This is a genomic window from Bacteroides sp. OM05-12, assembly GCF_003438995.1.
In the GTDB taxonomy this organism is placed as follows: domain Bacteria; phylum Bacteroidota; class Bacteroidia; order Bacteroidales; family Bacteroidaceae; genus Bacteroides.
Window position 1 is genome coordinate 26,213 of record NZ_QSUN01000022.1, and the last position, 18,874, is coordinate 45,086.

The following is an 18,874-nucleotide window of genomic DNA, read 5'->3' on the forward strand; positions in this document are numbered from 1 at the left end:
CGGGAAATGAGAACCGGATATGATTGAAGAATATACCATAGAAGAAAGGAAGCCTGGACACTCCCAAAAGACCGGAGAAAAGACGGTAGCGGGTGAACCGACTTCCTAATTAATATCCATTTAAAATCAATTTTAATTATGGCTGAAAAAAAGAAAGATGAAGATGTTTTGCTCGTCAGGGATGAGAAGACGGGCGAGATCAGCGTGGTAGCCGGACTGAACAAGGACGGCACACCGAAACGGACACCTGCCAATCCGAAACAGTCGCAGGATTTCCTGCGGTTCGACCGGAACGGTGATGCTATGACTACTTTCCTAACCAATTTCTACCGGCAATGCAAAGAGCCGAACCGCTTCGGGTTTTACCGTGTGGCAGTGGACGGGATGGATAAGGTAATGGAGGTTGTGAAGAATTTCCTGAAAGAACCGGAAACGTACAAGGACCTGCTTGCACCCCACAAGGTGGATACGTCTGCCGTTGAACAGCAGGTGGCGCAGGAACGGGCGGGGCAAGAACAAGCCGCCGCACAAGGGGAAACGCAGCAGACGGAAACTGTGGAAGGTGAAGACCAAGCACAAGGACAAGCGGCAAGCGAAAGTGAAACGCCTGCCGAAAAAACGGCTGTCGAAGGCGAAGAGGTTACGACAAAGGTTACGGATGGAGAGCAACCGGAAGTTACGGAAGGGCAGCAGCAGGACGGAACAGCAGGACAACAGCAGGACGGGACGCAGGAGCAGCAAGCCGACGCAACAGGACAAACGCAGACGGGAAATGCCCCTGCTGCACAACTCGACGAGAACGGTTTTAACTGGGCGACACTCGAACAACAATGGGGTATCTCCCTGCAAGAACTAACGGACAGCGGAGAACTGAAAAACCTGAATAAAACCGGATTGTCGAACCTTGTCACTATCCACCCGGAAATCGCAGGGCAACGCTATGAGATACAAGCGAGACTGGAAGTGAGGACGATGCCGGACGGCAGCAAGAATTTTGAACCGCATTTTATCCAGAAAGAACCGAAACTGGATATGCCTTACAAAGACATCGAATTTACGGATGCAGACCGTAAGAGCTTGCAAGAGAACGGTAATCTGGGGCGGACGGTGGAAATCGTGGACAAGGAAACGGGCGAAATCATTCCGTCGTACATCAGTATCGACAGACAAACGAACGAACTGACGGATATCCGGGTGAGCGAAATCAAAATCCCGCAAAAAATCGGAAAGACGGAGCTTGCCAAAGCTGAACAGGATTTGCTTGCCGCAGGGCTTCCACTGAAAAAGGAAATCGAACTGAACAACAACCGGAAATTTAATGCCACCCTGCAAGTGAACGTGCAGTACAAAGGTGTGGAGTTCGTGCCGAAAAACAAGCCGCTCGGTCAGAAAAAAGCGCAATGGCAAGGGAAAAAGGAACAACAAGCGGGCGAAAAGAGAGAAAGCCAGACTGCCGGAGAGCGAAAAAAAACGCCCAACGGCGACGGGAATACCGGACAGACGCAAGGCGGCAATAAGGCGAGCCAGTCTCCCAACGAAAACAAACCGGGACAAACGGGACAACCGGAACAAGCGGGACAGGAGAAGAAGCAACAGCAGTCCACCTGGCTGACTAAAGAGGGAACGATCCGCCCGATTGGAAAATGGAAGGGACAACCGTTTGATGAACAGCAGAAGAAGGATTATGTGGAAGGAAAGACGGTAGTGCTTCAAAACTCAACGGACCGGGAAGGCAACCCGTGTACACTGTATATCAAATTCGATTGGGAGAAAGGGAAACCGGTTGCCAACAGTGAAAGTCCGGATGTGAAACAAGCCACAGAGGTTATCCCGTCCAATGAGAGCCGCACGCAAATGGCGGTGAATAATGACGGTGCGACCAATGAAGCGACGAGGCATGTCAATCAGCCGCTTCAACAAGGGCAAGTCGCCCCTGCCAATGCCAAACAGCAGGAGCAGCAACAACAGGGAGAGCAGCAACAACAGGGAGAGCAGCAAGGGCAAAGCACATCGCAAGCGGACGAACCGAAAAAGAGCAGAGGAATGAGAATGTAGCCTGCGGACGCTCCCTATCAAGGCTGTGAGCTACTGCACCGCTTACAGATAAACCATTCAGGTGCAGAAAAAAAATAATAGACCACTAAATCCACAATCAGGTCTGCGGGAATACCGGAAGAAGGATTCGAGCAGGCTCTTAAAAAATTAATCAGTATGAATTATAAATTTTGCATCCTTGCGGAAAAGCCCAGCGTGGCACGCGAGATTGCCCGCATCGTGGGCGCAACGAAGAGAGAAGAGGGTTATTTGTCGGGAAACGGCTATGCAGTGACATGGGCGTTCGGACATCTGGTACAGCCCGCCTTGCCGGATGGATACGGTATCAAGGGGTTCCACCGGGAAAATCTGCCTATTATTCCTCCGGTGTTTACTCTTATCCCACGCCAAAAGCGAACGGAGAAAGGCTATAAGCCGGACAGTGACGTGGTGGCACAGATAAAGGTGATCGGCCGCCTGTTCGCTGAAAGCGGGAAAATTATCGTCGCTACGGATGCGGGAAGAGAGGGAGAACTTATTTTCCGCTATCTGTATGAATATATCGGGTGCGCCACGCCGTTTGACCGTCTGTGGATCAGTTCGCTGACGGATAAGGCTATCCGCGAAGGATTGGAACGGCTGGAATGCGGCAATAAGTATGACAAGCTGTATTATGCGGCAAAAGCGAGAAGCGAAGCGGACTGGCTCGTGGGAATCAACGGTACGCAGGCTATCACCATTGCCGCCGGACGGGGTACGTATTCGCTCGGACGTGTACAGACACCCACACTGGCGATGGTGTGCGAACGCTATTGGCAGAACAAGCGGTTTACGCCCGAAGCGTTCTGGCAGGTGCATTTTGGGATGAAAGGCTGCGGGGAAAGCGATGCAGGGAATAGCGGCATACGGAATGACGGTGATAACCCTGCTTTCGTGAAATTGACCTCCGTAGAGAAATGGAAGGAGAAGGAACCCGCAGAGACGGCTTACCACTCGTTGCAGGCTGCGCAGACGGCAACGGTGACAAAGGTGGAACGCAAGGAAACGGTGCAGGACACACCGCTATTGTATGACCTGACGACACTTCAGAAAGAAGCGAACAGTAAGCACGGCTTTTCTGCGGAGCAGACTCTCTCCATCGCCCAAAAGTTGTATGAAGCGAAGCTGATTACCTATCCGAGAACGGGCAGCCGCCATATCCCGGAAGATGTGTTTGCGGAAATCCCCGCATTACTCGCCACACTGAAAAACAGTATGACATGGGGCAGGCTTGCCGCCCGTATCGGAGAGCCGACACGCCGGAGCGTGGACGATACGAAGATTACGGACCATCACGCGCTGTTGATTACGGGTATGAAGCCTAAGAACCTTTCGGGGGACGACATGACGGTCTATAATATGATAGCCGGCAGAATGCTGGAAGCATTCTCGGAAAAGTGCATTAAGGACGTAACGACCGTTACCGCCGAATGTGGCGGCGTAACCTGCACGGTGAAAGGTGCGGTAACGAAGCAAGCAGGCTGGCGCAACATATATGGCGAGGAAAAGGAAGAAGCGGAATTGCCGGAATGGAACGAGGGGGACACGCTCGAAAAAATAGCGTGTTCCATCACCGAAGGGAAAACCAAACCGAAACCTTTCCATACAGAAGCGACACTGCTCGCCGCTATGGAAACGGCAGGGAAAGAAATTGAGGACGAGGAACTGCGCCAGTCGCTGAAAGAGTGCGGCATCGGTACACCCGCCACCCGTGCCGCCATTATCGAAACACTGTTTGCACGCGATTATATGGTACGCCAGAAGAAAACGCTCGTGCCGACGGAGAAAGGGCTTGCACTTTATTCCGTCGTGAAAAATATGCGTATCGCCGATGTACAAATGACGGGTGAATGGGAACAAGCCCTTGCCAATATCGAAAAGGGGACGATGAATGCAGACACGTTCCGCAAAAGTATCGAGGTATATACGGCACAGATTACCTCCGAACTGTTGTCGTGCGACAAACTGTTCTCGCATAAAGATTCGGGGTACACCTGCCCGAAATGCAAGTCGGGGACGATGCAGTTTTACGGGAAGGTGGTACGCTGCGACAATCCTGCCTGCGGTCTGCCCGTTTTCCGCATAATAGCCGGAAAGACACTTTCCGACGGGGAAGTGACAGACTTGCTGGTTCAAGGCAGGACGGGACTGCTGAAAGGCTTCCAAAGCAAGCAAGGCAACGGCTTTGAGGCTGTCATCGCATTTGACGCGGACTTCAATACGACGTTTGTTTTCCCGGAGAAGAAAAGGGGCGGGAAACGTCCGCAAAAAAGAAAATAATGCGTATATTCGCCACTAAGTTCACGGACATAAGTCGTTCATACTATGCAGATAGTTGTACTGACCGGGCTGTGGATTTAGTGGTGGCACTTCGGGAGGGATACCCGGAGTGCTTTTGCGTTTATACCCTTTCCTTATTTTATCCTATCCTAAATATTCCACAAAACCACTAAATCCATAAGAATATGAGCCGAAAGAAGAAGCATACGGAGCTGGACTACTACGGTCTGTACCTGCTTAACTACCTTAAAGAGAGCCATCCCGACAAGGCAAACGACATGGCACTTGTTGAAGAACGTGCGCAGCGTGCCGCCAACGTGTACGACCAAAGTTTCCGTGAAGGTTATCCCGCTGCCGGAGCGCAGGAACTGGCGATGAAAAGCCTGCTGGAAGGGTTGCACTTTTCCAAGTACGATCTGTTGCGTGATGTACTGGAAAGTGAGTTCGAGGGAGAACTGCCCGGAGAAGAGATTCCTGCCTTTGCCCGGAAGTTGCTGCCGTTGCTTGAAAATGTATTTTCTATTTATGAACTGACGGACGATTTTGCCCAATCGCCCGAACATGACTTGCTCTACACCGAGCTTACGGGTGCGGTAGCCCTTTATCTGGAAGAGTATGGCATTTAACCGCAAAGCGAAGCTGCGGGACAACATCGAGGCGATACGGACGGTATTCACGTTGGAGAAAGAAGGCAGAACGGCCACTCCCACAGAACGGGAGGTGCTGGAACGCTATTGCGGTTTCGGCGGATTGAAATGTATTCTCAATCCTGCGGATGAACTGACCGATGCCGTCCATTGGGCAAAGAGCGACCTCGACCTGTTTCCCCTGACGGTGGAACTGCACCGTCTAATCCGTGAGAACAGCAAGGATGAACGGCAATACAAGCGTTATGTCAGTTCGCTGAAAAATTCGGTGCTTACGGCTTTCTACACGCCCCGTGAGGTGACGGAAGGCATTGCGAAAGCATTGGTAAATTACAAAGTGGAAGCCCGCTTCCTGCTTGAACCGTCCGCCGGTCAAGGGGCGTTCATGGATGCGTACCGGAAGTTTTACCCGCAAACGGATATGACGGCTTTTGAAAAGGATTTGCTGACGGGTAAAATCCTGACACAACTCTATCCCGAATGCAAGGTGCGCACGGAAGGGTTCGAGAAGATGGAGAAGTATTTCAACGGTCACTTTGATGTGGCTCTCTCCAATATTCCTTTCGGAGACATTGCCGTATTCGATCCCGATTTCAGCAACAGCAAGTCGGCGGAACGACGCACGGCATTGAAGTCGATACATAATTATTTTTTCCTCAAAGGGCTGGATGCGGTGCGGGATGGCGGTATCGTAGCCTTTATTACTTCACAAGGCGTTGTCAATTCCAGACGGAATGAAAACGTACTGAGGGAGATGTTCAGGCACGCGGACCTTGTTTCCGCCCTGCGCCTGCCGAACAACTTGTTTACGGACGGTGCGGGAACGGAAGTAGGCAGTGACCTGATTGTACTCCAAAAGAACAGGGACAAGGGTGATATGAGTGTGGACGAGGATTTGCTTTGCGGGGGGTATTTGTCCGATAAGGGAGTGGCTGTGAACGAATATTTCCGGGAGTACCCCGACCGGATTATTTGTACCCAACAGAAAATGGGGACAGATCCTTACGGAAAACCCGCAATGGAATATCTGCACGAGGGCGGCGTGCAAGGTATCGCAGACGATGTGTACGAGAAGTTGGGGATGGACTGTAACGCCCGGCTCGACATTATGCGTTATCTGGCGGAGATTATCAGGCAGAGAAAAACTGCCGTACCGCAGACGGAAAAAATACAAGAACGAACTGCGCCTGAAAATACCGTTCCTGCAAAGGATGAACGGTTGCCGGAAGAGATGACGGCTGAAACGGCTGCAATTACAGGAACAATACCTGTAACAGAAGATAAGGAAAGGGAAAAAGAAAAAACAGCAATGCCGGTGGAAGGCGGATTGTTCGCTTTTACCACTACGGATGTAAAGAAAGAAAAGGAAGAGGCAGAGCCAATGACTGCCCCCCTGCTGACACTGTACGACCTGTTCGGATTTACGCAGGCAGAACGAAGGGAGGCACAACAAGGCATAAAGAAGAAGAAAAGTCCCCAACGAAAAGGGAAAACCACCCCTGTACAGAAGAACCTTTTCGGTGATGTGAAGCCGCAAGCGGCAAACGATGCGAAAGATGCGCAAACGGCGAAAGGTACGACAAAACAGCCGGAAACCATTTCACCGCAACACACAAGCCAGAGAGAAAATCCGGCAGCGAGCACTGCTGAAGATACGGTACAGGCTGCGGAACAGATGGCTGCGGAACAGACGGCTGCGCAGATGTCGGCACAAACGATAAATACCGATCCGGAAGAGGTGTATGCCGCCATTAATTGGGAAACGAACCCGCCCATTAACGGTTTTTATGAAACAATGATGAGCCTGACACCCGAAAGGCGGGAGGAACTGCGGCAGAAAGCCGGATTGCACCGGGAAATGAAGACGGCGAAAACACAAACGACCGGAACGACCGGCGCCACTAACGTGACGGCGGATAACAACGGCGGAAAGACGAGCCGTAACGGAACGTCCAATGGTAACGGAACTTCCAATGGTAACGAATGGATGTATCCCGTTGAAAATGCCCCTGCGGAAGACCTGAAACGGCGTGCGCAAGAAGTAGAACAAGAAATGCGTGCGGAAGAAGCCGCACTGACGAAAGAAGAACGGCAACGCAGACATGAGCAGGAGATGCAGCCGCGTCCGTATTCCCGTCCGGTGGACGCACACCTGAAAGAAGGTTCACTCGTGTGGGAATATACCGCGGGAGTGCGCTATCAGGTAGGCGTACTGAAGCGTGTAACCCCGTTGGGGGCAACCTTCCAACCGCTTGACCTCGACTCCGTACAGAAAGAAAAAGCACAGCAGTATATCCGGTTGCGCGACGCATACCAACGGCTTTACGCCAACGAAGCGGAGAAGCAGGAAGAGGACAAGGAGTGGCGCGAGCACCTGAACACGCACTATGACGAGTTCGTGATGCGGTATGGGAACCTGAATGCCAAGCAGAACGTGAAACTTATTCTGATGGATGCCGCCGGACGTGACACGCTTTCACTGGAACGGGAAGAAGACGGAAAAATCGTGAGGGCGGACATCTTCGACCGTCCCGTATCGTTCGCCACTGAAGAAACAACCCATGTGGGAACAGCGACAGAGGCGCTGGCACTCTCGCTGAACCGGACGGGGGAAGTCGATCTGGATTATATGCAGTCGCTCACGGGAACCGACCGGGAGGAACTGACAGAGGAACTGAAAGGACGTATCTATTATAATCCACTGAAAGACCATTACGAAATAAAGGACCGCTTCATCGCCGGGAATGTGGTGCAAAAAGCGGAAAATATTTCCAGATGGCTGGCGGCAAACGAGGAAGAAGGCGAAAGCCATCCGATGAAAGCAGCAGCAGAAGCCTCACTCGCCGCGCTGCATGAAGCGCAACCCCGCCCTATCAGCTTTGAAGAACTGGATTTCAATTTCGGTGAACGTTGGATTCCGACAGGTATTTATTCGGCATATATGTCCTATCTATACGGTGCGAAAGTAAATATATCGTACACGAAGAGCATCGACGAATTTTCAGCGGAATGCGGCTCTACCAACGCAAAGATTACCCAACAATATGCCGTACAGGGACACTATAAGCTATACAATGGACTGAACCTGCTTCGTCATGCGCTGCACAATACCGTGCCGGACATGATGAAAAGTATCGGAAAGGACGAGCACGGCAACGACATCAAGGTGCGGGACAGCGAGGGCATACAGCTTGCCAATGCCAAAATCGACGAGATACGGTCGGGCTTCACCGACTGGCTGGAAGCGCAGTCGCCGGAGTTCAAGGAACGGCTTGCCGATATGTACAACCGGAAGTTTAATTGCTACGTCCGTCCGAAGTATGACGGAAGCCACCAGACCTTTCCCGACCTGGACCTGAAAGGACTGGAACGGAAATACAATATCAAAGAGATATACCAGAGCCAGAAAGATTGTATCTGGATGTCGCTGTTGAATGGCGGTGGTATCTGCGACCATGAGGTGGGTACAGGAAAGACCCTGATAATGTGTGTTATAGCACATGAGATGAAACGGCTCGGACTGGCACATAAACCGATTATCACCGGTCTGAAAGCGAACGTGGCGGAAATAGCCGAGTGCTACCGTACCGCCTATCCGAACGCCCGTATCCTCTACGCTTCGGAAGCGGACTTTTCGACCAAGAACCGGGTGAAGTTCTTCAATAATATCAAGAATAACGACTATGACTGCATTATCATGTCGCACGACCAATTCGGTAAGATACCGCAGTCGCCGGAAATGCAGGAAGAGATATTGCAAGCGGAACTGGATACGGTGGAAGAAAATCTGGAAGTGTTGCGCAAGCAGGGAAAAGACATCTCGCGCGGGATGATGAAGGGACTGGAAGTGCGGAAGCACAACCTCGAAGCGAAACTGGAAAAAATCGCCGATGCGATAAAGGTAAGGACGGACGACGTGGTGGACTTCAAACAAATGGGTATCGACCATATCCTAATTGACGAGAGCCATCAGTTCAAAAACCTGATGTTCAATACCCGGCACGGGCGTGTAGCCGGATTGGGAAACAGCGAGGGAAGCCAAAAGGCGCTGAACATGCTGTACGCCATCCGCACCATTCAGGAACGTTCCGGCAAGGACCTCGGTGCGACGTTCCTTTCGGGAACGACCATCAGTAACAGCCTGACGGAACTGTACCTGCTGTTCAAATACCTGCGTCCGCAGGAACTGGAACGGCAGAACATCTCCTGTTTTGATGCGTGGGCTGCCATCTTTGCCAAAAAAACTACCGATTTCGAGTTCTCGGTAACGAACAACGTGGTGCAGAAAGAGCGTTTCCGATATTTTATCAAAGTGCCGGAACTGGCTGCGTTCTACAACGAGATAACGGACTACCGCACGGCGGAGGACGTGGGCGTGGACCGTCCGGATATGAACGAGATACTGTATGACATCGAACCTACGGGAGAGCAGGAAGCGTTTATAGAAAAGTTGATGGAGTTTGCCAAGTCAGGCGACGCCACTATACTGGGACGAGGCAGGCTGTCGGACACGGAAGAGAAAGCGAAGATGCTGATTGCTACGGACTATGCAAGAAAAATGGCATTGGATATGCGTATGGTCGATCCGGCAAAGTACAGCGACCACCCGAACAACAAGGCGAGCCACTGCGCCCGCAAGATTGCCGAATACTATAAGAAATTTGACGAACAGAAGGGTACGCAGTTCGTATTCTCGGATCTGGGGACCTTCAAACCCGGCGAGTGGAACATTTATAGCGAAATCAAACGCAAGCTGGTGGAGGACTACGGGATTCCAGCGGATGAAATACGCTTTATTCAGGAGTGCAAGACGGACAAGGCACGTGAAGCGGTAATAAAGGCAATGAACGAGGGCAAGGTGCGCGTGCTGTTCGGTTCGACAAGTATGCTCGGAACGGGCGTGAACGCCCAGAAAAGGGCGGTGGCTGTGCATCATCTGGATACGCCGTGGCGACCGTCCGACCTCTCCCAAAGAAACGGCCGGGCGGTGCGCAAGGGTAACGAAATAGCGAAGTTCTTTGCCGGAAACAAGGTGGATGTAATCATTTACGCCACGAAAAAGACACTGGACAGCTATAAGTTTAACCTGCTGCACTGCAAGCAGACGTTCATCTCGCAGCTTAAAAGCGGCGCGATGGGCGCACGTACCATCGACGAGGGTTCGATGGACGAGAAGAACGGCATGAACTTCTCGGAATACATGGCGATTCTTTCGGGTAATACCGACCTGCTGGACAAAGCGAAATTAGAAAAGAAAATAGCCTCGCTGGAAAGCGAGCGCAAAACTTTCCTCAAAGCGAAGATGGGTGCGGAAAGCAAGCTGAAGGATAAACAGGAGGAGATCGGGCAGAACCGGACACGTATCGACCTGATGAGCAAGGATTACGAAACATTCAGCAGCCGTATGCAGACCGACGGGGATGGCAACCGCCTGAACCCGGTGCGCCTGCACGGTTTCGATGCAGCGGACGAGAAAAGCATCGGAACAAGGTTACAGGAGATTGCCAAGAATACCACTACGGCAAAAGAGTACACCCCTATCGGGGAACTGTACGGATTCCCTATCAAGGTGAAAAGCGAGAGCGTTGTGGACGGCGGGCTTGCACTGACGCAGAACCGGTTCGTTATTGAAGGGAACTACAAGTACACTTACAATAACGGCGCTATCGCTATGGCAGATACTAAAGCCGCTGCCATGAACTTTTTCCGGGCAATGGAAAAAATACCGGGTATGGTCGAGCAGTACCAGGAAAAGAACTATGTACTGGAAAAAGACCTGCCGGTGTTGCAGGAAATGGCAGGCAAAGTATGGAAAAAGGAAGACGAGCTGAAACAATTAAAGACGGAACTTGCCACACTGGACCGGAAGATACAACTGGAACTGACACCACCCACCCCTTCTGCCGGAGAACCGGACAAAGAGCAACAGCAGGAAGAACAGACAAGGAAACCAGAAATGCAACAAGGGCAACGCCCGAATATGATACCACCTGCATATTCTGATTTAATCTGTAATCCGATAGCAGACGCTCCTCTTGAAATCAAACCTGTTGTAAAAGGCTTAAAAATATGATAAGGGTAAAGGTTGCCGTGCTTGGCAACCTTTATTATTATGTTATCGGGTGGATTATTCGGTCATTCGGGAAGCATACACCCGATAAACCATTAAATTTTAGTTTATTTGAGTGTCTGTGAGATGTAACACGCTTTATTCATGCAAGAAACAAAAAGAAACAAGATAAGAACAAAAATTATTATTATCGAAGAAAAAGATGAAGAAGATATAACCGTCATGCAGCTTGCCATAGATAAAAAACAATTATTGGATTTTATCAACAGCTTCATACTGTCGGTCAGCATTCCCGATAAAGTAACTGCCGAACTTCCGGTCATCAGAAAATATGACGACCATGTGTGCATACGCAAAGGATCGGGATATAAAAAAGTGGCAATAAGAGAGATCGCTTATCTGGAAGCTGCCCGTAATTACTGTGATGTCCATTTGGAAGACAATACTTGCCTGAATGTGTCTATGCCGATGAATGAAGTATATGATTATTTGAATCCGGCGTGTTTTAAAAGGATACACCGATCATTTATAGTTCATTTGGAATATGTGGATACCTATAGGGGCAATATGGTGATTTTGAGAAACGGGAAAGAAATCGTTGTCGGCAGGGAATACAGAGATAAAATCAGTGAAGAGTTTATCTGTATCGGTTCACGTAAGCGTGTCAAAGACAAAAATGACAAATGACGCCGCCGGGTGGATTAAACCGTTGTCCGGCAAGATTTTTTTTTATTGTCCGGTACTTTCGCGAATTTTGGTGATGAAGTTAGCTAACAACAATTAATAATCACAATTAAAAAAAGAATTATTATGAAAATTGATACAACACCTTCACAAGTGGCAACCAGCGCATTGCAAGCGATACCGTTTTCAACGATTATCGGTTCACCACTTGACGCCTGTATTAAGGCACAGGCTATGGCTGCAAAAACAACGTGGCAATTTATTCAAGAAGTAGGCATGAAGAAAGTTGATGGCAAGGACGATACGAAAGAGGCCGTTAACGTGGCATTCACTTTCATCCAGAACGGAAACACAGTCCGTTTGAATATTCCATTGCTATCCATTATCCCGATTCCTTACATTGCTATCCAGAACATCGATATTTCTTTCAAGGCTAATTTGTCAGCAGCATCCAGCACCGCTGAGGAAAGGGTCAGCAATGACCAGTTTAATACGGATATAACAGGTGGCGGCTTATTTGGTTGGGGAATGTGGGGTGTCAAAATGAGCCTAAAAGGCGGTTATTCTTCCAAAAAAGATTCGCGTGCCACGCAGGATTCCAAATACAGTGTGGAATACACGATGGATGTAGATATCCGCGCCGGACAGGAAAACATGCCTGCCGGACTTGCTAAGGTTCTCGAAATATTGAACAGTTCACTCAATGTTTGCAACCCCAAGGGGGAATTGGGTGTTAACAGCAATCTTTTTGAAGTAGAATCGGACAGTGGTTTTAGTGAACAGCTGATTGTTACTTATAAGAATCCGGATGGACGTTACGAACCAACCAGGATTACAGTAAGGGATTCATCAGGCGAGATAAAACCCAGTGATGCAGATGAAGATAAAATTTTGAATGCCAAGAGTAACAGTCGTATCTTCAGGCTGGAAAAAACAGGAATTTATACAGTGGTAGCCGGAGATCTTAGTGAGACGGTTGAAGTGAAAAAAATCGTAAACCCTGCTAACAAGTAAACTAACCCTGCATGGCTGAATTTAACAAAATCATCAGTACGCTTTTGAATGACGTCATTCAAGCCCAGCATGAAGCGAATCTTTATGCCGGAAGTTTGCGGAACGAATATCGTGAGGGGGGTAAAGCCAATGGCTTTACCCTACCATACGCTACTATCGGAAACATTGAATTAAACCTGAAATATGGCATTGAAAATGCGGAATCCCAGCGTGAACAGGTAGAAACTGATTACCAAAAACTTTATTCCTTTCTGAAAAACTTCTCTCATCAGACCGCTAAAGTAACTATCGCTGGCATCATCTCGTCGATAAAAGCTGTCGATGTAGCCACCGACGGCGAGGCGCAGCGTATCTGGGTATTGCTGTCTGAAGAAAGCAAAGAATACCGTAAACTACTTACTTACCTGAGCCGCAGGATATATAGCCGGTTGATTTCCGGTATAGGTGTCGTTCTTGACGGGCAAGGATCTCTTCTTACAGAACCGCTTGTTACTCTTTTGTGCAGCATAATCCGCAGCGATTTTTTATGCTTACCAGACATCGAAGGCCTGTTTAACAGAAAAAAAAGCAGGCAATCACGAGAAGAGGTGGAAAATAACGCTGTCAGCATGCTTCGACCTTTTGTGGAAGAACAGGTATCAGGATACAATTTTTCAACCAAACGGATAGTACCTACCGCCGACGTGATAGTGGATTCGGCAGGACTTGAAAAAGTCCCTGCTGAATGCATTCACTCCATCCGCTTGAAACTGAGTCTGCCTGATTCTTCTAATTATGTTGAACCCCATAACGAGAAACAATGATGAATACGCTTACAACAGGCTCGCAGGTGGTTTCCCTGCGTGATCTCCTTTCAAGCACACTCGTAGCAACAGTGGATGCCGATACGGCGGCAGCCCAGCGGTACTACAGCAATATGTGCGAGCTTGCTTTTGAACATTATGACAAAGGAACGGACGAGGCAGGCAATTTGCGCACACTGACCTTTTGGTACACGGACGCAGTCGGTACCACACAATCGTTGGATATACCGATTCTTTCCCTGTTACCGTTGCCCTTGCTGCAAGTCAAGGAGGCAGACTTCGGCTTCAATGTTCGAATTGCGGACCTGTCGGAATCGCAGGAGGAAGCATTTTTTTTATTCGATGGGAGTTCCGACCTGCCAAAGAGCGAATGCCACATACCACCCCAACTGCGCGTAGCCTTGCGATCTTTCCGTTCGGGAGAGAGTTCCAGCGATGAATGTACAAACGCATATATGCCCAATATGAAAGTGAATGTGAGGCTTCATCAAGCCGATCTGCCCGGCGGACTTTCGCGTTTTCTTCAGTTTGTTAATAATATGGAGTTTAAATCAGTTGAGAATAATAAAATAAAAGATGATGCAGAACATGAATAGAGACAAAGTCGGCGGTTTTAGCTGTCCGGTATGTGGAGGTTTCATTCCGACCTCTATGGAGGAACTTGTAACAAGTTCTTCTCTCGTTTGCCCGGTTTGCAATTTGCAATTGACTATTGATAAAGCCAGTTCACAAAAAGCAATGGAAGCAATGAATAAAGTAATGGATGCTCAAAAGAATGTAGAAAAGGCTTCACACTTTGACGGAAAATAGTTATGAAACGCTCCGGATTTAAAGATTCGCTTTTTCTGTTTTTAAAGAAGGTCGGTATTAAAACAGCTTATTCCCGATTACTTGAGACAGAAAAGGTCTTAAATTCAATCCTTTCGGATATGTCCTGCTTTAAATGCCGTCCGTTGGATAGAAAACACCAACATATACAGATTATACAAGTTCGCGATGCTGCGGACGTGTATAATCTATACAGGACATTATGCAGAAACAGTACCGTTGTATGTTCCTATAACAAAGACGGAAAAGCCGAATACACATCTGAAGGCATAACTTTGAAAAGTTATTATGCACCGGAAAACAATGTCTATATATCCCGACTACTGTTATCTTCTGATTATCAGCTCAACGGGATTAAAGAAATTGTATTCAAAATAGTAAAGTGATCTTTGACATATTAAAAAAGCTATTGCTCAAAAACGATTACTTTTCAAAAACTTTCAATAACGCCAGTTTATCCTCTTCCTTCTTTGCCCGGAGATAACTCCGATAGCTGCTGAAGCCTGCCATAAGTACCAAATCCATATTGCTCTTGGTTGCATTCGAGGGGAGTAAACGTAAGTGGTCGAGTTCGTTCAGCCTGCAACGGTTAATCAGGCTACAGAAATTCATCTGGTATTCCTTACTTATAAACTCCGATATATAGCTGCGGTTGGTATTCAGCCCCGCGGCTAAATCGGTGATGCGCAATTGGGGATTAAGATAGGGACTCTTATCACGCAGGTAACGCTCGAAGTGCTTGCGGTCGATGCTTGCGGCCATAGACGGGCTATCGTTTTTCAGGGCATCGGGCTGGATAATAAGGTAATTGCTATTGAGCAGATTAAAACAAAGGATAAGGTAATTAATAAAATATGCCAATGCTCCAAACAGCAGCAGAGAACTGACAGCAGCGACCGGAACACCTATCAGAAGCCCCGCAAAAGGGAGTGGTACCGTGACAAGTATGAGCACCTGGATGATAGTCTGCCAATTAAGGGAGGTATAATACGCATCGGCGGAATAGTTCACGATAAATTCTCTGTAACGGCGTATATTCCGCAGGTTCAATGCGGGATATAAAGAATTATAAACAACGAATATGACAGTTGCCGTCACGTACATTACCCGGAACCAGCTATTGTAACCGGCATCTCCGTAAATAATGTCCATTTGACGATCCACCGGAACAAGGAGGCTACCGGTTGCCGAGACGGCAATGATGAGAAGCGGTATAATCAGATGCAAACGGTTGAACTTGGGATGTTCCCCTGTATTGGTAATGATGGAAACGAACCTGTAAATCATCACCTGGTCAAGCATCAGCGTCAACAGGAATACCGTATAGTAATACACGAAGACGCGGGGGCTGAGAACAAAAAACACCATGCCCAGCCATCCCAGTAATGAAACAAGATAGGCAAAGGCAAGGAACAGGCGCAATCGTCTCTCAACCGGGTTAGACCTGCGTGCATGGGCGTCCATCAGCATCATTATCATACAGATTACCGCACATACCACAGGAGCCGAAAAAGCAAAGGCTTCCGCCAGTTTCATGTGTATCATTCAAGACCTCCTTTCTTCTTGCCCGCTTCCTTTCTTTCGGTGGCGGCATCCCGTTCCGCCGCAACGGCACGGGAGTAATTACGGAAGTCCTTAAATCCTACCTTGTCTATCAGCGAACTGATGCTTTTGCCCTGATTTTCGGGCTGCGAACGAAGCCGGGCGAGTTCTTTGAGCCGGAGCCGATTCAGGTACCGGTTGAAGTTCACTCCGTATGTCCGGTTGATGAAAGCGGAGAGTGCAGTGCGGTTTACATCCATATCTTCCACGAGATCGATTATTTTGTAGTCAGGATTCAGATACGGTTTACTCTCCCCGATAAAGTTCTCGAAACGGATGCGGTTCAGCTTGCCGGTATGCTGCTTGCGCCAGGGCTTTACCCGCGTTTCCGCAACCGGTTTCTCCACGATTTCCGGCATGTAGTACAGCATATATTTCCGGCGTATGATATGGTAGGAAAGCAATATTTGTTGTGCGGCTATACCCGTTGTCACCAGCAAGGTTCCGAAGGAGTACAGTATTTCGCCGCGGGGCTTATAGGCGGGCAATAATGAAGAAATCAACGAAGTGAGGGATATGCCAATCAGGAACAGTACCCAGCGGGCAGGTTTACATTTCAAATTCTGATTGCCCGCTTTCCTATAGTATCCTGCCAAAAGGGCTATTGTTAGGATATAATAGACCACTCCCCAAAGGAGACGGAAGAAAAGCTTGAGAGTGAAGAAATGGGCATAAGTTTCGTAGCCCCGTGGAAATACGAGCGCTTTTCCTTTCACGATTTCCACTTGCACGTCGAAGGGAACCAGAAACGACCACACTAACATGACTGCCGCCAGCAAACCGGGGATGAGGTAATGCAGCGGAGAGAAGTTTTCGGGCTGTCCCAGCCTTGTAAGGTAACGGATAACGCGATAGAAGAATACAGGTATCAACACATACGACAGCAGGCACAGCGCATTCAGGCAAACGAACAGCGCCGGACAGAATGGGTAACAAAAGGTTATGCACCAGGCGATGCCCTCGACAACGAAGTAGGCGAATGTGATTTTTTTTAACATCATCTCTTCCCATGTCAGGCAATCCTGCAATGCGAAAGCAATCAGAGCTGCACATGCGGCGGATGAAAAGGCCGGAATAAGTACAGCCATAGCCATAGTATATGAAGTGATGAGGTCCATAACTGCAAATATATTAAAATATAATCAAAGCAAACCGGATTTATGAAAAAAATAGGCTATTATATACTTATTTGAGGGCGTTTTACGATTTGTCCTAAGGAAAAAAGTACCCTACATACGATTTGTCCTAACGGATTTTGTGAAATTGTCACCAGTCTGATTTAGGATTCGATTATTTTTGCTTATTGATAAATGATAGTTAAATAATATCCGATCGTTGTTTTACCCAATGTCTGATATTAATAAGAAATAATATGAAATTTAACAAATAAGTCTATGAAACATTTACACAAAATTCTATCAGTTCTCTTGCTTTGGGGAGTTTCGCTCACCGGAATTTCCCCTGCACGGGCATCTGAAACTACTGCGGCGGATACGGTTGTCACCTTCCGTTTTCTTCCGGGTGAGAATATGTTTACCCGTGCGGGTAACGAAGCGGAACTGGAACGGCTCTATGGGCTGATTGACTGTCACAAAGCAGAGATTACAGAAGGCAAAATACCCGTGCAGGTGGATGGCTACTGCGCTTCGCTGCCAACCGCCAAAGAGAATCTGCACACGGCATTTATTCGTGCCAACCGGGTGAAATCGGAACTTATCACCCGGAAAGGACTGAAAGAAACGGATTTCGTCACGGCTAATTACGCGCGTGCGTACCATAATAATAAGGATATAGTGGTAGTGACGCTCCGCATTCCGGCCAAAACCGTCGTGGAACCGCAACCGGCTAAAGAAGAAGTAAAGCGGGAAGAACCCGCACCGCAAGAGGTAACCGTGAAGAAAAAGGAAGAACCCGTGTCGGAGAAGCAACCTGCAGCCAACGGGAACGTGGAACGACAACCCGCACCCGTCGCGGAGCGATTGCCGTCAGAACCGGAACAACTCTACCGTTTTGCCGTGCGCACGAACGTGTTGTATGATGCCATGCTGCTTCCCACGCTCGGCGTGGAATGGCGGGTGAACCGTGATCTGGGCGTGAAGCTGGACGGCAGCCTCTCGTGGTGGGGCGGTGAGCACGGCAAGGTACAGAAGATATGGATGCTCTCGCCCGAAGTGCGATGGTACCTGCTGCGCGACAAACGCTTTTATGCAGGGGTATCAGGCAACTATGGCGAATACAATGTATATAAGTATATGCTGGGCGGTGTCCTATCCAAAGATACCGGTTATCAGGGGAAGTGCTGGAATGTAGGACTAACTTTAGGCTACCAGCTCTATCTGTCCCGTACCTTTTCCGTTGACTTCAATCTCGGTTTGGGATATACCCGGTCTGAATACGACAGTTACGGCGTGACCGACGGCGTGCGTGTCTATAAGGAACGGAACAATAGCAAGCACTTCTGGGGACCCACGCAGGCAGGAATCAGCCTCGTGTGGACTATCGGCAGCAAATAAGTAGAACTATAAAAACGTGATATATGAAAATTACAATGACATTACTTTGCATCTGGGCGACCCTGTTCCTTGCGGGTTGCGATGTAAAAGACCCGATTTACAACACGCCGCACCCCGACAAAGGGGCCATCGTGATAACCGCCGACTGGACCCGGCGGGGCGAAGGCATAGCCGCTCCCGCGGAATACATCACGGAAGCAGCGGGAACATCCTTCACCCTGCATGAACCGGTTGCCGCGCTTACCGGACTATTCGTGCCGGGACCGACGGAACTGCTCGGCTACAACCCGGCGGCACACGTTACGGTAAAGGACGGCATAGCGACAGTGGACAATGACCCGGACAACGCCGGGATGCAAC

At 49.0% G+C, this 18,874-nt stretch carries 14 protein-coding genes; 12 read left to right on the plus strand and 2 right to left on the minus strand.

What is annotated here, in order from left to right; all coding sequences use genetic code 11:
* Window positions 1–138 precede the first annotated feature (138 nt).
* From DXB63_RS14235 to DXB63_RS14280, 10 genes are all read left to right on the plus strand, one after another.
* Complete coding sequence (locus DXB63_RS14235) at window positions 139–2,055, plus strand: DUF4099 domain-containing protein (RefSeq protein WP_122127066.1); 1,917 nt, start codon at window positions 139–141, stop codon at window positions 2,053–2,055.
* Between the two features lie 156 nt (window positions 2,056–2,211).
* Window positions 2,212–4,353 (plus strand): type IA DNA topoisomerase, encoded by a 2,142-nt coding sequence (locus DXB63_RS14240; protein ID WP_122127067.1) that lies wholly within the window; start codon window positions 2,212–2,214, stop codon window positions 4,351–4,353.
* A gap of 185 nt (window positions 4,354–4,538) precedes the next feature.
* A complete protein-coding gene (locus DXB63_RS14245; RefSeq protein ID WP_122127068.1) occupies window positions 4,539–4,979 on the plus strand; it encodes a DUF1896 family protein in 441 nt (146 codons plus the stop codon).
* A complete protein-coding gene (locus DXB63_RS14250; protein WP_122127069.1) occupies window positions 4,969–11,073 on the plus strand; it encodes a helicase-related protein in 6,105 nt (2,034 codons plus the stop codon). The genes DXB63_RS14245 and DXB63_RS14250 overlap by 11 nt, the downstream gene beginning before the upstream one ends.
* A 141-nt stretch (window positions 11,074–11,214) precedes the next feature.
* Window positions 11,215–11,757: a LytTR family DNA-binding domain-containing protein gene (locus DXB63_RS14255; protein ID WP_122127070.1), complete on the plus strand. Its 543-nt coding sequence runs from the start codon at window positions 11,215–11,217 to the stop codon at window positions 11,755–11,757.
* Between the two features lie 123 nt (window positions 11,758–11,880).
* Window positions 11,881–12,768 carry a DUF2589 domain-containing protein gene (locus tag DXB63_RS14260; RefSeq protein ID WP_122127071.1) on the plus strand — a complete coding sequence of 296 codons (888 nt, stop codon included), beginning with the start codon at window positions 11,881–11,883 and terminating at the stop codon, window positions 12,766–12,768.
* Window positions 12,769–12,779: 11 nt separating this feature from the next.
* Window positions 12,780–13,571: a hypothetical protein gene (locus tag DXB63_RS14265; protein ID WP_122127072.1), complete on the plus strand. Its 792-nt coding sequence runs from the start codon at window positions 12,780–12,782 to the stop codon at window positions 13,569–13,571.
* Window positions 13,568–14,167: a DUF2589 domain-containing protein gene (locus DXB63_RS14270; RefSeq protein WP_122127073.1), complete on the plus strand. Its 600-nt coding sequence runs from the start codon at window positions 13,568–13,570 to the stop codon at window positions 14,165–14,167. The genes DXB63_RS14265 and DXB63_RS14270 overlap by 4 nt, the downstream gene beginning before the upstream one ends.
* On the plus strand, window positions 14,160–14,381 hold the full coding sequence (locus DXB63_RS14275; RefSeq protein ID WP_122348308.1) for a hypothetical protein: 222 nt from the start codon (window positions 14,160–14,162) through the stop codon (window positions 14,379–14,381). Before DXB63_RS14270 ends, DXB63_RS14275 begins: the two co-directional genes overlap by 8 nt.
* Window positions 14,382–14,383: 2 nt before the next feature.
* On the plus strand, window positions 14,384–14,785 hold the full coding sequence (locus tag DXB63_RS14280) for a hypothetical protein (RefSeq protein ID WP_122127075.1): 402 nt from the start codon (window positions 14,384–14,386) through the stop codon (window positions 14,783–14,785).
* 37 nt (window positions 14,786–14,822) lie between these two features.
* On the opposite strand, the gene DXB63_RS14285 is transcribed toward DXB63_RS14280, so the two are convergent.
* Both DXB63_RS14285 and DXB63_RS14290 read right to left on the minus strand, forming a co-directional pair.
* On the minus strand, window positions 14,823–15,944 hold the full coding sequence (locus DXB63_RS14285) for an AraC family transcriptional regulator (protein WP_122127076.1): 1,122 nt from the start codon (window positions 15,942–15,944) through the stop codon (window positions 14,823–14,825).
* Window positions 15,941–16,765 (minus strand): hypothetical protein, encoded by an 825-nt coding sequence (locus DXB63_RS14290; protein ID WP_233522866.1) that lies wholly within the window; start codon window positions 16,763–16,765, stop codon window positions 15,941–15,943. The genes DXB63_RS14285 and DXB63_RS14290 overlap by 4 nt, the downstream gene beginning before the upstream one ends.
* 30 nt (window positions 16,766–16,795) lie before the next feature.
* On the opposite strand from DXB63_RS14290, the gene DXB63_RS18265 reads away from it, so the two are divergent.
* Window positions 16,796–16,996, plus strand: a complete 201-nt coding sequence (locus tag DXB63_RS18265) for a hypothetical protein (RefSeq protein WP_233522867.1) — start codon at window positions 16,796–16,798, stop codon at window positions 16,994–16,996.
* 399 nt (window positions 16,997–17,395) lie between these two features.
* Window positions 17,396–18,514 carry a DUF3575 domain-containing protein gene (locus DXB63_RS14295; protein ID WP_122127078.1) on the plus strand — a complete coding sequence of 373 codons (1,119 nt, stop codon included), beginning with the start codon at window positions 17,396–17,398 and terminating at the stop codon, window positions 18,512–18,514.
* Window positions 18,515–18,874: the final 360 nt, after the last annotated feature.